Here is a 14266-nt window from a genome sequence, read left to right on the forward strand (position 1 = left end):
ATGCCATTTCACCCTGCAGGGGGAGGATCCATGGCCGTTTTGTTAAAGACAGTTCAGCATAGGAATGTGTTCCGGGCGGTGGCTGTCGGTGATCCATTGATGGCCGTAGAGGGACGGGTCGCGTGATCGGAGGCTTTCTGAACGAGCTCCGGCGGCGGAATGTGTTCCGGATCGTCGCCGGATATCTGGCCGTCGCATGGGTCACGTTCGAGGTTGTGCAGGGCGTTGAAAACGCTGCCGGATTTCCCGCATGGGCTGACAGCGTCGCCTTGATCATCCTGGTGGCGGCATTCCCTGTTGTGGTATTTGTCGCCTGGACGTTTGAGCTGACGCCCGAGGGCATCAAGGCCACCCGCCGGCTCAATGCCAGCGAAGCCGACGCATTGCCGCCACCACGATTGGCGGATTTTGCCATTATGGGCGCGATCGTCTTGTTTGCCGGCCTGCTCGCCTGGCAACCGATCAGCAACACCATCCGGACAGGCGCGCCGCCACTGGCGCGCAATGACGGCGAGGTAAATATCGTAACGCCGGCGGGCGGCGAATCCGGCAGCGTGGAAACGCAAATCGCAACGGCCATACCGAACGAGCTCTCGGTCGCCGTTCTGCCTTTTCTGCCGTTCACGGATGACCAGAGTGACGCCTATTTCGCGGACGGGCTGACCGAGGAAATCCTCAATTCGCTGGCCGCTCTTCCGGATTTGCGTGTGACGTCCAGAACCTCTGCCTTCCAGTTCCGCGGCCGCGATCTGCCGTCAATCCCGGAGATCGCCGCGAGCCTTGGCGTGGCCCATGTCATGGAGGGTTCGGTCCGCCGGTCAGGCGAGCAGGTCCGGATCACGGTCCAGCTGATCCGCGCATCCGACGATGTCCATCTCTGGTCCCAGACCTATGACCGGACGATGGAGGACGTCTTCGAGATACAGGAGGATATCGCCGAGAATGTTGCGGAGGTGCTCAATGTCGTGCTCAGCGAGGATAATCGCCGGCAGATGCGCAATTCCGGAACGCGCAATATCGACGCCTTCATCGCATTCCAGCAGGGCAAGAGCCTGTGGGACCGGGCGCATGAGGAAGAGGATACGAACCGTTTCCTTGAACAGGCGGATGCGCATTTTGCGCGGGCGACCGAGCTCGCGCCGGATTTCTCCGAAGCCTATCTTTTGCAAAGCGACTGGTATGGGCACCTGCTGAGTGACGGGACGCTGGCGGATGATGCCGAAGCGCGGGAGCAGGCGCGGGCACGTCATGGCGAATTGCTGCAGCTGGCCTATGACTCGGCATCCGATGACACACGGCGCGCCATTGTCGCGGTGAATGAAATCCTGTTTTCCGAAGACTGGACCTATGCCCGGCAAACGCTGGAACAGGCGATCACATCGGATATCTGCGCGCATGACAACTGGACGCAGGATTTTGCCTATCTTTATGGCAATATGGATCAACGCCTCGCCTATGCTGAGAGACTGGTTGAATGCGATCCGCTCAATCCGATGATCCGGCTGTTTTATGGCAACACATTGATCGTGCGTGGCGATTACGAGGCAGCGCTGGACTGGGCCGCCGATCTGACAGAACGCGGCATGGATTACGAAGCCGAAGTTATTGGCTTTGACGCGCTGTTGGGCCTGGGCCGGCTCGGGGATGCCGAAGCGATGCTGCAGCCTCACTGGGAATGGGAATCGCTCCGGCTGGCCGCCCGCCGCGGCGGCGATACAGCCCGCGAGGTCCTCACGCCATTTCTGTCCGAAGACGCCGTCTGGTTCAACCTTATCCTTCTGACCTGGATAGGCGATACGGAGGCCGCCAACGCTGTGGCGGCCGAAATCGATGCCCGGCCCTATGGCTATCTGGATCTGATGACGGCGATCGACTCCTGCCGCTGCGGGGCGCCGTTTGACCGCAATGCGGTTCCGGATTTTTCACGCCGCCTGGCGCAAGCCAATTTCGAATGGCCGCCGCGGGGTGATCTGGGCTTTCCGCGCACACCGCTCAGCCCGGCCGAAGAGACTGAAAACTAGCCGCCTCAGCTTCCGCTTTCGCTTCTTTTGCTCCAGCCGCAGGCCTGACAATCCAGCGTGCCGTCATTCAGGCGCGCCACTGTGAAATGCCCGCACTCCGGGCAGGGATCACCATCATAGCTGTCCGGTGGCAAAATCTCGCTGCTGGCCTGGCCTGTCTGGCGCTCGTCGGCCTTGGCCTTGCGCATGTCTGCGGTGAGCATCACCACATTGTCAGGCAATTGCCCGCGCGAGAAACCCTTGGAGATATAACGCAACGCGTCTTCCTGGACGATTTTCTCTTTCGCGACACCCCGGCCGATACCGCCAGACAGATCCGGCTGCACTTCGGCCAGGTCATCGCGCCCCAGATAGGAGACCGCCAGTTCGCGGAAGAGATAGTCGAGAATGGAGGTGGCATGACGGATGGAGTCATTGCCTTCGACTTCGCCTGCCGGCTCGAACCGCGTAAAGACAAAGGCGTCGACAAACTCCTCCAGCGGCACGCCGTATTGCAGTGCGATGGAAATGGCGATGGCAAAATTGTTCATCAGTGACCGGAAAGCAGCGCCTTCCTTGTGCATGTCGATGAAAATCTCGCCCAGCTCGCCGCTGTCAAATTCGCCGGTATGCAGATAGACCTTGTGACCGCCGACCGTTGCTTTCTGGATATAGCCCTTGCGGCGGTCCGGCATTTTGCGCCGATTGACCGGTTTTTCGACGATTTTCTCGATGATCCGCTCGACAATGCGTTCCTCGCCGGGCTCGAGATCCTCGTCAATTCCGTCCAGCAATGTCGTCAGTCCCGAACCCTGACGTTCGATTTTTACCGCGGACAAACCGGCCTTGCCCGCCTGACGCATCAGCCGCGCGGCCTGATCGGGGCCGGCATCGCCCGGCAGGGTCAGATGCGCAGGCGCCGGGCCGTTGAGGATGGCTTCCAGCTTTTCCGCGAGCATGATCACGGCGTCCGGTGCCGGGCGGGCAAAGGCGGTCATTGCGCCCTTGTCGGTCATGCCAAGGCCCAGCGCCTTCAGCCCTGAAATCACACAGGGGCGCAGCTCGCGCCCGGAGGCAGTCTGCACCAGAACATCGTTCAGCGGTGCAAACCCGAGCGAATCCGCTTCCATCAGCCGCGCGATCTCACCCTCGGGCTCGAGCACGGCGATCACAATGCGGTCACCAGCCGCAGCCATGGCCGCAGCTGCGATATCGTCCGCCAGCTTATGTGCATCCTCACTGTCATAGGGCAGGCCGGACTGTGCAAACAGGGCCGCAAAACCGGTCAGCGAAATCGTCCCGGCCGGCGCGGACTTTCCGGCACCGGCGCGCAGTACGTCGGCCCACCGGCGGACCGTCTTGCTGACGGTGTCCGCATCGGCACCGAAAGCCGGCAGGTTCAGATAAAGCACCGGTCCCGGAGCGGGGCGGGCATCGGCAAAGCGGAATTCCGGCGCGCCGAAACTCCAGACCGATTGCGCAATATCCATCCACCATGAGCGTGCCGGTATTTCTGTGCCGTCATGGAAAGCCCAGGACGAATCGTCCGCTTCCGCTTCAAGCATGGCAGCCGGGATGTGCAGGGTGGAGGAAGCCGTCGCGGCGAGGGGCGTAAATCCGAGGTCAGGCTCGTCAAACTCGCCCTGACGCGCAAGCGCGAGGGCATGCTCTATCGCTTCATCCGGCGCGCCATCGCGTCTGGCGGCCTGCAGGGCGCGCTTCAGGGCCGGATTGTGCGCCGGGTCAAGGCAGTCATCCATTTCACCCGCGCACTGCGCCACGGCCTCACCAATCGCTCTCAACCGGTCGCGTAAGACTCGCGCGCCGACATCGCTGATGGCAGCCTTTAACCGCGCATTGCTGATATCCCGGGCAAGTGACCGCGCTTCACCGCTCTCTGCCGCAATGACGTGGTTGGCCTCGGCTGTTGCCGCCGCCGGAAGCGCATCGCCATAGGCCAGATCGACGCCGGCATGACGCCACAGATCAGATGCCGGCGAAATCCGCCGGGCCATCAGATCGGCTTTGAGAGCATCGACCACTTTTTCGTCTTTTGTGGGTTTGGCGAAGTGGGCGGCCATCCGGTCGATGACGGTTTCGGCATCGCGCTCCGGCGCCCGTTCCCGGCCCACAGCTTCCCGCTTGCGGAACGCATCGGGGCCCTTGGTGCCCTTGCGGATTTTCGTTTCTACCGGGCGATCAATATCGCAAAGGCTGGCAAGGGCGGCGGCCGCACTGACTGACCATGTCTCCGGAGCGCGGATGTTCACGGGATCGCCGCCATCGGGATCGGCGATTTCATAGGTGATAAAAACCGGTGTCTTTGCCTTGGCCATGGCCGCCCCGCCGTATCAGGAGAATCAGTTATTTGCCGGACGAGCATACGCGCCACCGGCAAACTGCCCAACGGCCACACAGCGCACTGGACCAATCGGGTGTGGATAGGCATATTCCGGCGCGACTCTGACCCCTGAAGGAGCGCTTGATGCTCGGCTTTATCGGAAAAATCTTCGCCTGGTGGGATGATGCCACGCCCGGCACCTATCTGACGCTGTTTGCAAAGGGTGCAAGCAAGGTGGGCGAAGACGAGTTCGGCAACCGCTATTTCGAGGAAAAGAAGGCGACCGGGTCTGACGGCCGCATCCGGCGCTATGTGGTTTATAACGGCTATGCCGATGCCAGCCGTGTGCCAATGGCCTGGCATGGCTGGTTGCACCATACATTCGAGGACCCGCCCACGGGCGATGAGCCCGCCCATGCCTGGGAAAAGGGTCATGAGCCGAATCTCACCGGCACGCTGCACGCCTACAAACCCTCCGGTTCGCTGTCGCGGGGCGGAAAGCGTCAGGCCAACAGCGCCGATTATGAAAGCTGGTCGCCTTAGGGGCGTTCCGGCTCGACGTGGCCGCCGCTTCGCGGCATCATGATGGAATGAATGTGATCAAGCGTCTTCTCATTTGCGTCCTGCTTGCCCTGCCGCTGGCCGCCGCCTCGGCTCAGACAGGACCGGAATTGTCCAGCCGGCCCGGCAATGTTCTGGTCATGCGCGGCCTCGACAAGGTAACCGCACGCACCGAGGACTTTGAAATCCGCATCGGTGAGGAATACCGTTTCGGATCGCTGACCATCCTGCCGCGCTATTGCCGAGAACGTCCGCCGGAAGAAACGCCGGAAATCTTTGTCTTCGTCGAAATCTTCGATCACCGGCCGGATACAGGTGAGACGGTGGAAGCGGAGGATGAACGTATCTTTTCGGGCTGGATGTTTGCCTCCAATCCGGCCCTCAATCCCCTGGAACACCCGGTCTACGATGTCTGGCCGATCGACTGCAGGGCATAGGCGCCGCTTGCCCCGTCCGGCATTCTGAAAAAGTCTGCATTTTTCTCTACCGCCCGTGCCAGCCGTTCGCGGTAGATGTCCGCCGGAACTTCGTCGGTTCCGAACTGCGTCAGGTGGTCCGTCATGAATTGCGCATCAAGCAATTCAAATCCGCCCGTTTTCAGCCTTGCCACGAGATGAACCAGCGCCACCTTCGATGCATCGGTTGCGCGCGAGAACATGCTTTCCCCGAAAAACGCCGCGCCCAGCGACACGCCATAAAGCCCGCCGGCGAGCTGCCCGCCGATCCGGCACTCGACCGAATGGCAGTGGCCCATGCGATGCAGCTCCGTATACAGCCAGCGTATGGGCGCATTGATCCAGGTGTTGCGCCGGTCAGGTGCCGGGGCTGCACAGGCATCAAGTACGGCCGCAAAATCCTGATTGACGGTGATGCTGAACCTGTCCTGCCGCACGGTCCGTTTCAGCCGCCGGGGGATATGAAATCCGTCCAGCGGAATGTTGGCGCGTTCCGGCGGATCAACCAGATAGATCCGCGGATCATCTGCCGAATCCGCCATCGGAAAGATGCCGGTGCGGTAACAGTCCAGCAATTCGGCCGGTCCGAAGCCCGGCATCGCCTAGCCTTTGGCGCGTTCGGCGAGCCAGCTTTCCAGCCAGCGGATATGATAGTCGCCAGACTTGAAGGCGTCTTCTTCCAGCAGCGCCAGATGCAGGTCTTTGGTCGTCTTGATGCCGCCAATCACCATTTCCTCCAGCGACCGTTTCAGCCGCAGCAGCGTTTCTTCCCGGGTCTTTCCCTGGACGATCAGCTTGCCAATGAGGCTGTCGTAATAGGGCGGAATGGAATAGCCGGCATACAGCCCGCTATCGAGGCGCACGCCAAGACCGCCCGGCGCATGAAATTCGGTCACCTTGCCGGGCGACGGCGCAAACGTTTCCGGGTCTTCCGCATTGATGCGGCATTCAATCGCCCAGCCACTGAAAGTGATGTCTTCCTGTGTGTAGCCCAGCGTCTCTCCGGCTGCGATGCGGATTTGCTCGCGTACCAGATCCAGCCCGGTAATGGCCTCGGTGACGGGATGCTCCACCTGCAGACGCGTATTCATCTCGATGAAATAGAATTCGCCGTTCTCGTAGAGATATTCGACCGTACCGGCGCCGCGATAGCCGATGGCGGCCACCGCATCGCGGGTGACGCGGCCAATGCGTTCGCGGGCTTCGGCATCCAGTGCCGGTGAGGGCGCTTCCTCGAGCACTTTCTGGTGACGGCGCTGCAGCGAACAATCGCGCTCTCCAAGATGCACCACATTGCCATGCGTGTCGGCCAGGATCTGGATCTCGATATGGCGGGGCTGGCCCAGATATTTTTCCAGATAGACAGCGCCATCGCCAAAGGCGGCCTCGGCCTCGCGGGATGCGGTTTCGACCGCTTCCCGGAAATCCTTGGCGGATTGCGCCACTTTCATGCCGCGCCCGCCACCACCGGCGGCGGCTTTGACAAGGACGGGATAACCGATTTCGTCGGCAATCTTTTTGGCTTCCTCGATATCGCTGATTCCACCATCGGAACCCGGCACGACCGGGATTCCGGCATCCTTCACGGCCTGTTTGGCAGCGATCTTGTCGCCCATCAGACGGATATGCTCGGGCGTCGGGCCGATGAAGACCAGGCCGTGCGCTTCTACGATTTCCGCAAAGCGGGCATTCTCCGACAAGAAACCATAGCCGGGATGAACTGCCTGTGCGCCGGTGATCTCACAGGCGGCAATGATTTGCGGAATATTCAGATAGGATTGCGAGGCCGGTGCCGGTCCGACGCAAACGCTTTCATCGGCGAGGCGGACATGCATGGCCTCGGCATCCGCTTCCGAGTGAATGGCGACGGTCTTGATTCCCATTTCGCGGCAGGCGCGGTGCACCCGGAGCGCGATCTCGCCGCGATTGGCGATGAGGATTTTTTCAAACATCAGGTCTCGCCGGTCAATCGATCACAAAGAGGGGCTCACCGAATTCCACCGGTTGGCCATCATCGGCCAGCATGGCGGTCAGCTTGCCGGATTTGGGCGCCGTGATCGGGTTGAAGGTTTTCATCGCCTCGATCAGCAAAATCGTATCGCCTTCTTTCACCGGATCACCCACCTTGAAGAAGGGGTCCGCATCCGGATTGGGACGGATATAGACCGTGCCAACCATGGGTGACGGCGTGGCATTGACCGGCGCATCGCTGGCAGCTGCGGCAGGTGCTGGTGCGGCCGCGGGGGCCGGCGCCGCCGGAGCGGCCGCGGGCCCCGCCATGACCTGCTGGACGGGTGCCGCTGTCAGCGTGCGCGCAACGCGCAGGCGCAGATCGCCGCGTTCGACCTCGATTTCGGTGAGTTCGGTTTCGCGGAGAATATCGGCGAGTTCCCGCACCAGTTTCGGATCAAAAGCGGATGCGGGCTTCGCACCGGATTTGGAAGACGTGGTCATGCGTGTTTCGTCCCTCGGCTCGGATTCGGTGGGCGTGTTCTAGATCAGACTGGCGGCAATCTCCACCGCCTCGACATAACCGGCCGCACCGCGCCCTGCGATTGTTCTGGTTGCGACAAGTCCCACGTAGGAATGATGCCGGAATGGCTCCCGCGTGGAGGTATCGCTGATATGCACTTCTATGACCGGTATGGAAACCGTCTTTAAAGCATCATGTAAAGCAATGGATGTATGCGTATAGGCAGCCGGATTGATGATCAGCGCGGCAAATCCCGTGCGGGCCTCCTGGATCCAGTCGATCAGCACGCCTTCGTGATTCGATTGCCGGAAATCGGCCTCCAGCCCATGGGCACCGGCCGCTGCAACGCACATGGCCTTGATATCGGCGAGCGTCTCATGGCCGTATATCTCCGGCTCTCGGCTGCCGAGCAGGTTGAGATTCGGTCCGTTGAGGATCATTAGCCTGGCTGCCATGGATGCGCCTTGCCCCTTGACGTGGAGGCCGCGTTCTACGACCTCCAGACAGAGAAGTTCAAGTAGGCAGGGCGGTTGGCGTGAAACTGACCATTAATGGCGAGACGCAGGACTTTGCTGACGGGCTGACCATTTCCGGCCTGGTTGAAGCGCTTGGCCTTCACCCCAAGAAGGTGGCCATAGAACGCAATATGGAAGTCGTGCCGAAATCTCTCCACGCCGAAACCCGGTTGTCCGAAGGCGACCGCATAGAGATCGTCCAGTTCGTGGGCGGAGGATAATCATGGAAGACACACCGCTCATCATCGCTGACCGGACACTGAAATCCCGGCTCATCATCGGCACCGGAAAATATGAGAGCTATGAGCAGAACGCCCGGGCGCTGGAAGCTTCCGGCGCGGAAATGATCACGGTCGCCGTCCGCCGGGTCAATCTGACTGATCCGGATCAGCCCATGCTGGTCGATCATATCGATCCGGAAAAATACATCTTCCTGCCCAATACGGCCGGCTGCTTTACCGGTGAGGACGCTGTCCGGACGCTCCGTCTGGCGCGCGAGGCCGGGGGATGGGACCTCGTGAAACTGGAAGTCCTGTCAGACCCGAAACACCTCTATCCCGATATGGAAGAAACTCTCCGTGCAGCCAAATTGCTGATCAAGGAAGGTTTTCAGGTGATGGTCTATTGCTCGGATGACCCGGTCTACGCGAAGAAGCTGGAAGAGGCGGGCTGCTGCGCCATCATGCCGCTCGGCGCGCCGATCGGCTCGGGTCTCGGCATCCAGAACCCGGTCAATATCCGCCTCATCATCGAGGAAGCAAAAGTGCCGGTCATCGTCGATGCCGGTGTCGGCACGGCGTCCGACGCCGCCGTGGCGATGGAGCTGGGCTGTGACGGCGTGCTGATGAATACGGCCATTGCCGAAGCCAAAGACCCGATCCGGATGGCCAGCGCCATGAAGCATGCCGTGATTGCGGGACGCGAGGCCTATCTGGCTGGCCGGATGCCGAAAAAGCGCTATGCCGATCCGTCGAGCCCGCTGGGCGGGTTGATCTAGCCGCCCCGGCGCACGCGGCTCAGTTCGCCCGCCAGCAATTCATCCAGCATCTCGCGGTTGGCGCCCGGAACCGGACGGCCATTGATGATGAAGAAAGGTGTGCCTTCTGCGCCTATAGCGCGGCCAAGCGCATAGACCTGTTCCAGATGGGTCTGGATTTCAGGATCGTCCATGTCTTCCTGCATCTGAGCGACATCCGCACCGGCGAGACGCGCGAAGTTCTCGATCCGGCCAGCGGGCAGGGGCCCGCTCGACTGGACCATGGCCGTATGGAAGCGCCAGTACACGTCCTCGCCCTGCCGCAAAACGGCAAGTGCGGCGCGCGCGGCAACGCGGGATTCTTCGCCCAGGATCGGATATTCCTTGAAAACAAAGCGAATCTGATCGCCATAGGCTTGGCGGGCTTCAGACACCCATTGTGAGGCGATGCGGCAATAGCCGCATTTATAGTCCATGAATTCGACGATCACGATCGGTGCATCATCGGGCCCGATCGAGGGGTCGCGCGCATCATTGTAGAGCAGATCGGCGTTCGCGTTTATGGCCGATATCATGGCCTCGCTCTCACGCTGGCGCGCGCGCCGTTGGAGCTCGATCAGGGCTTCCTCGATGATTTCGGGATTTTCCAGAATGTAGGAGCCAACCATTTCGCGGATTTCGGCCCGTTCGGCATCGCTGAATTCGCTGCCGGACTGCGCGCTGGCCGGACTGGCAAAGGCGAACAGCGCAAAAAGACCCGTCAGAGCGGCAAAAAACGCTTTCATGAAACTTCCCCGAACTAGATGACACCCGACATTTAGCTGCCTGTGTCCGATGTGCCAATGATGCTGCTGTTACTCGGTGAAACCGAGGCGGCGCTGACGCTGCTGCCCCCCTGAAGGCAGGCTGGCCTGAGCCACGGCCAGCAGCTCGCTGGCGCGATACCAGTCTGGCGTGCCCGGCTCCAGCTGCGGGCGGGCGCGGGACGCAAATTGCATGGCCCGACCGCTGTCACCCAGCGCATAGGATTGCTCGGCGATTGCCAGCTGGGCGCGAGCGGTATCCCCATTGCGCTCGTGAACGATGGACAGCTGGTACCAGGCAAAGGAATTGTCGGGCTCGATATCCAGCGCCACGCGCAAATGCTGCTGAGCGTCTTCGAGATACATGTCATCATCCGCCGCGATCATCGACATTGCCAGATTGATCCGCAATAGCGGGGCTTGCGGCATCAGGTCCACGGACCGCTGATGATATTGAATGGATTCCTCGGCATGACCGCTTTCAAACAACATCTGACCATAAAGCTCGAAGAAAAACGGATTGTCCGGTTCTTCCTCGATCAGCGATTCGATTTCCTCCCGCGCTTCATCCATGCGGGCATCATGATAATAGGCTACCGACCGTGCATAGCGGGCCGGCAGGCTCTGATCCGATTCCGGATAGCGGTAGAAGACGTGTCCGGGCTCTGCCATGAAGCCATAGATTTTCGCCTGCACGCGTTCCAGCCGTGCAATCTCTTCCGGGCTCTCGGGCTGGTCAGCATAGGGTGACCGGGCGACCGCCTCCCGCAACGATGCCACACGCGCGGACGACAGCGGGTGAGTCCGGAAATAGGGGAAGCGCCGGGCCGGGCTGAACGCTTCCTGGTAACGGAAACGTTCGAAGAATTCCATCAACCCTGCAGCGGAAGTGCCGGTTTCCTCGAGAAAGCGGACCGCGGCTTGGTCTGCAGCGGATTCCTGCGTCCGTGTATAAGTGAAAAACTGCAATGCGCCGAATTGCTGGCTGGACGCCATCAGTGCGCCGGCCGCGCCGCCTTCGCCCGCGATTGCCGCCAGAACACCAAGGCCCAGTGTGGCGAACATCGGGATGGCCGCCTGATTCATCGCCTCGCCAGTACGCGCCAGGTGAGCCCCGGAGATATGCCCGGTCTCATGCGCCAGAACGCCCTTGATCTGCAGCGGATCGCTTGCTTCCAGGATCGTGCCGGTATGCATGTAGATATTCTGGCCACCGGTGACAAAGGCATTGATCGACGGGTCGGCGATAATGAACAGGCCGACATCGGTGGGCTCGAGACCTGCGACCCGCAGGAAGGGGTCAGTATAATCCCGCAGCATGATCTCGATTTCTGTATCGCGAATGAGAGATTGCGCAAGTGCGGACCCGCTGGACGCAAGAATGGTCAGCAATCCGGTGAATAAAGCGATCAGGGCACGCATACAGATATCCTTCGAACAGCCCCCGCTGAATAAAGAACCTAGCACATGCAACGGATGGACCAAGCCCATCCGTTGCCCCTCACATGCAATTGATCAGCCGCCGAACAGTTTGGTGCCCTTTTGCCACCAGCCTGTACGCTTCGGGCCACTGTCCTTGCCCGCATCATCAGCCGGCTTGGACGCTGACGGTGTTTCGGCCTTTTCGTCAGCTTTTGTTTCGGCTTTGGCCGCTGGCTTCTTGCGGCTGCGGGTAGCCTTGGGCTTTTCCTCCGCTTCGGGAGTCGCTGGATCAGCGGATGTATCAGCAGCGTCGGCCGCCTTTTTGCGCGGTGCCCGCTTGCGCTTTGGTTTTTCCTCGGCGGCAGGCGAATCCTCCGCAGCAGCGGCTTGCTCCACGGCAGCGTCAGGCTTCTTGCGCGGCTTGCGGCCACGCGAGGGCTTTGCCTCGGCGTCGGTCTGGGCGGCTGCCGCTTCAGGCGCGGCCACAGAATCGGAATCCGATCCCTCTGCCTTTATTGCGGCATCGGCTTTCCTGCGGCGTGTCCGGCGTTTGGGCGGTTCGGCAGCAGCTTCGCTGGCGGGCAAGGCCTCGATTTCCGCTTCCGGATCAATCACCGCCATGCCGGCAGGGGCTTCGGCGATATCGGAAGGCGCGTTTGAATCGGGTTGTGACTCGTCATTCGGGGTGTTGCCATCTCCCCTGTTGCGGCGGCGGCCACGTCCGCCCCGTCGCCCGCGGCGGCGGCGCTTGCGAGGCTGGCCATCTTCATCCGTTTCCGGCCGGGATGCGGATTGGCTTTCGCCATCGCCTTCATCTGAATCGTCGGCGGAATCCGTCGCGGATGCATTTGCATCCGAAGCAGATCCGTCATCATCTTTCCGGCGGCGGCGACGGCTGCGTCGGCGGCGTCCGCCGCTTTCATTGCTGCTCTCATCACCGGAGTCACGCGCGCGCTCATTGCCGGCATCAACTTCGTCATCATCATCAACCGGATCGTCTTCAATAACCGGGATGTACTGCGTAACCGGAACTTCGTCGGCATCGTCCTGTGCGTTCCGTTCCCGGGTTTCCAGCACCTCGACCTTGCAGTCGGGCGGGATCAGGTCCGGGTCCGCAGCGATCAGGACACGGAACTGGTAGCGCTGCTCCAGGGCCAATACGTGATCGCGTTTCTCGTTGAGCAGATAGAGCGCCACATCCGTTGGCAGGGAAATGCGGACCTTGCCGGCCCGGCGCCGTACGCCTTCTTCTTCCAGTGCGCGCAACGCCACCAGAGAACTGGACGACGGCGTGCGCTGATAACCCTTGCCGCCACAATGCGGGCAGGTCTGGGTCGAGCCTTCCAGGATCGAGGTGCGGCGGCGCTGCCGTGAAATCTCCATCAGGCCGAATTGCGAGATGCGGCCCATTTGCAGGCGGGCCCGGTCTTTCTTCAGCGCATCTTTCATGCGCTTTTCGACAGCCCGGATATTCCGGTTTTCTTCCATGTCGATGAAGTCGATCACGATCAGTCCGGCCAGGTCCCGCAACCGCATCTGGCGGGCCGCCTCGTCAGCGGCTTCGAGATTGGTCTTGAGCGCGGTGTCCTCGATATTGCGTTCCTTGGTGGAGCGCCCGGAATTCACGTCAATCGCCACCAGGGCTTCGGTCTGGTGGATGACCAGATATCCGCCGGATTTCAGCTGGGTTTCCGCATTGTAGGCGGATTCGAGCTGGTCCTCGACATGATGCCGGACGAAAAGCGGCATCGGCTCCTTGTATTGCTGCACCTTGGAGGCATGTGAGGGCATCAGCAGCTTCATGAAGCCCTTGGCGTCCTTATAGCCTTCCTCACCCTCGACCAGAACGATCTCGACATCGCGGTCATACATGTCGCGAATGGCGCGGCGCACCAGATCGCCCTCTTCATAAACGAGGGCCGGAGCGACGGATTCCAGCGTCTTGGCACGGATATCATCCCAGACGCGGCGCAGATAATCATGATCGCGGCGGATTTCAGCCTTGGTCCGGCTGGCACCGGCAGTACGCACGATCAGCCCCATGCCTGTGGGCAGGTCGAGGCCATTGACGATGTCCTTCAGGCGCTTGCGGTCGCTGCCATTGGCAATCTTGCGGGAAATGCCGCCGCCACGGGGCGTATTCGGCATCAACACGCAATAGCGGCCGGCCAATGATAAGTAGGTCGTCAGCGCCGCGCCCTTGTTGCCGCGCTCTTCCTTGGCCACCTGGACCAACAGCACCTGACGCCGCTTGATGACTTCCTGGATCTTGTATTTGCGGAAGAAATTCCGGCGTTTCCGGGCGACGGCCTCGACTTCGACATCGGCGTCATCCTCGGCTCCGTCTTCGCCTTCCGTGCCATCGGATTCCTCGGAATCGGCCATGGCTTCCTCGACGGCCTTTTCTTCCTCGGCCTGCAAGGCAAGGCGATCCTCGTGCGGGATCTGGTAGTAATCCGGATGGATTTCATTAAAGGCGAGGAAGCCGTGGCGATTGCCGCCATATTCGACAAAAGCCGCTTGCAGAGAGGGCTCTACGCGGGTGACTTTTGCCAGATAGATGTTTCCGCGGATGGGTTTCTTGGCCGCGGATTCAAAATCAAACTCCTCGACGCGGGATCCTTCGACGATGGCGACGCGAGTCTCTTCCGAGTGACTCGCATCGATCAGCATTTTCTTTGACATGCAAATTTGCTCCTGCGCGCATCCCGAAAGGGTGC

13 protein-coding genes are annotated in these 14266 nt (G+C 60.9%); 5 read left to right on the forward strand and 8 right to left on the reverse strand.

Annotated elements, in window-relative coordinates; translation table 11 throughout:
• Positions 1-122 precede the first annotated feature (122 nt).
• Positions 123-2021 (forward strand): hypothetical protein, encoded by a 1899-nt coding sequence (locus DBR16_RS05170; protein WP_109260198.1) that lies wholly within the window; start codon positions 123-125, stop codon positions 2019-2021.
• Between the two features lie 5 nt (positions 2022-2026).
• Here DBR16_RS05170 and DBR16_RS05175 read toward each other — a convergent pair whose 3' ends face one another.
• Positions 2027-4336, reverse strand: a complete 2310-nt coding sequence (locus tag DBR16_RS05175; protein ID WP_109260199.1) for a TSCPD domain-containing protein — start codon at positions 4334-4336, stop codon at positions 2027-2029.
• Between the two features lie 149 nt (positions 4337-4485).
• Between DBR16_RS05175 and DBR16_RS05180 the strand changes: the two genes are divergently transcribed.
• Together DBR16_RS05180 and DBR16_RS05185 are read left to right on the forward strand one after the other, a co-directional pair.
• Entirely contained in the window at positions 4486-4884 is a 399-nt protein-coding gene (locus DBR16_RS05180; protein ID WP_109260200.1) for an NADH:ubiquinone oxidoreductase subunit NDUFA12, read from the forward strand.
• Positions 4885-4937: 53 nt separating this feature from the next.
• Positions 4938-5339, forward strand: coding sequence for a DUF2155 domain-containing protein (locus DBR16_RS05185; protein ID WP_233347595.1), 402 nt, complete (start codon positions 4938-4940; stop codon positions 5337-5339).
• Here DBR16_RS05185 and aat read toward each other — a convergent pair.
• The 4 genes from aat to aroQ are packed head-to-tail and all read right to left on the reverse strand — an operon-like array spanning position 5306 to position 8285.
• Positions 5306-5956 (reverse strand): leucyl/phenylalanyl-tRNA--protein transferase, encoded by a 651-nt coding sequence (gene aat / locus DBR16_RS05190; protein WP_109260201.1) that lies wholly within the window; start codon positions 5954-5956, stop codon positions 5306-5308. The genes DBR16_RS05185 and aat overlap by 34 nt on opposite strands.
• 3 nt (positions 5957-5959) lie before the next feature.
• Entirely contained in the window at positions 5960-7309 is a 1350-nt protein-coding gene (gene accC, locus DBR16_RS05195; protein WP_109260202.1) for an acetyl-CoA carboxylase biotin carboxylase subunit, read from the reverse strand.
• A 13-nt stretch (positions 7310-7322) separates the two neighbouring features.
• Positions 7323-7811: an acetyl-CoA carboxylase biotin carboxyl carrier protein gene (accB, locus tag DBR16_RS05200; RefSeq protein WP_109260203.1), complete on the reverse strand. Its 489-nt coding sequence runs from the start codon at positions 7809-7811 to the stop codon at positions 7323-7325.
• Positions 7812-7850: 39 nt separating this feature from the next.
• Complete coding sequence (aroQ, locus tag DBR16_RS05205) at positions 7851-8285, reverse strand: type II 3-dehydroquinate dehydratase (protein WP_109260204.1); 435 nt, start codon at positions 8283-8285, stop codon at positions 7851-7853.
• An 80-nt stretch (positions 8286-8365) separates the two neighbouring features.
• Here aroQ and thiS point away from each other — a divergent pair, with 80 nt between their 5' ends.
• Complete coding sequence (gene thiS / locus DBR16_RS05210; RefSeq protein ID WP_109260205.1) at positions 8366-8566, forward strand: sulfur carrier protein ThiS; 201 nt, start codon at positions 8366-8368, stop codon at positions 8564-8566.
• Positions 8567-8568: 2 nt separating this feature from the next.
• On the forward strand, positions 8569-9342 hold the full coding sequence (locus DBR16_RS05215; RefSeq protein ID WP_109260206.1) for a thiazole synthase: 774 nt from the start codon (positions 8569-8571) through the stop codon (positions 9340-9342).
• Here DBR16_RS05215 and DBR16_RS05220 read toward each other — a convergent pair.
• The 3 genes from DBR16_RS05220 to DBR16_RS05230 form a co-directional block, all read right to left on the reverse strand.
• Positions 9339-10106, reverse strand: coding sequence for a DsbA family protein (locus DBR16_RS05220; RefSeq protein WP_109260207.1), 768 nt, complete (start codon positions 10104-10106; stop codon positions 9339-9341). The two genes, DBR16_RS05215 and DBR16_RS05220, sit on opposite strands and share 4 nt — an antisense overlap.
• A 69-nt stretch (positions 10107-10175) precedes the next feature.
• The gene (locus tag DBR16_RS05225; RefSeq protein ID WP_109260208.1) at positions 10176-11546 is read right to left on the reverse strand and encodes a M48 family metalloprotease; all 1371 of its coding nucleotides are present in this window, start codon (positions 11544-11546) and stop codon (positions 10176-10178) included.
• Positions 11547-11639: 93 nt separating this feature from the next.
• Positions 11640-14231 (reverse strand): Rne/Rng family ribonuclease, encoded by a 2592-nt coding sequence (locus DBR16_RS05230; protein WP_109260209.1) that lies wholly within the window; start codon positions 14229-14231, stop codon positions 11640-11642.
• Positions 14232-14266: the final 35 nt, after the last annotated feature.

The organism is Hyphobacterium indicum (assembly GCF_003129605.1).
GTDB classification, from domain to species: domain Bacteria; phylum Pseudomonadota; class Alphaproteobacteria; order Caulobacterales; family Maricaulaceae; genus Hyphobacterium; species Hyphobacterium indicum.

Coding starts and splice junctions, on each gene's coding strand:
- DBR16_RS05175 (WP_109260199.1), bottom strand. CDS start 4,336: ATGGCCAAGGCAAAGACACCGGTTTTTATCACCTATGAAATCGCCGAT.
- DBR16_RS05180 (WP_109260200.1), top strand. CDS start 4,486: ATGCTCGGCTTTATCGGAAAAATCTTCGCCTGGTGGGATGATGCCACG.
- aat (WP_109260201.1), bottom strand. CDS start 5,956: ATGCCGGGCTTCGGACCGGCCGAATTGCTGGACTGTTACCGCACCGGC.
- accC (WP_109260202.1), bottom strand. CDS start 7,309: ATGTTTGAAAAAATCCTCATCGCCAATCGCGGCGAGATCGCGCTCCGG.
- accB (WP_109260203.1), bottom strand. CDS start 7,811: ATGACCACGTCTTCCAAATCCGGTGCGAAGCCCGCATCCGCTTTTGAT.
- aroQ (WP_109260204.1), bottom strand. CDS start 8,285: ATGGCAGCCAGGCTAATGATCCTCAACGGACCGAATCTCAACCTGCTC.
- DBR16_RS05215 (WP_109260206.1), top strand. CDS start 8,569: ATGGAAGACACACCGCTCATCATCGCTGACCGGACACTGAAATCCCGG.
- DBR16_RS05220 (WP_109260207.1), bottom strand. CDS start 10,106: ATGAAAGCGTTTTTTGCCGCTCTGACGGGTCTTTTTGCGCTGTTCGCC.
- DBR16_RS05225 (WP_109260208.1), bottom strand. CDS start 11,546: ATGCGTGCCCTGATCGCTTTATTCACCGGATTGCTGACCATTCTTGCG.
- DBR16_RS05230 (WP_109260209.1), bottom strand. CDS start 14,231: ATGTCAAAGAAAATGCTGATCGATGCGAGTCACTCGGAAGAGACTCGC.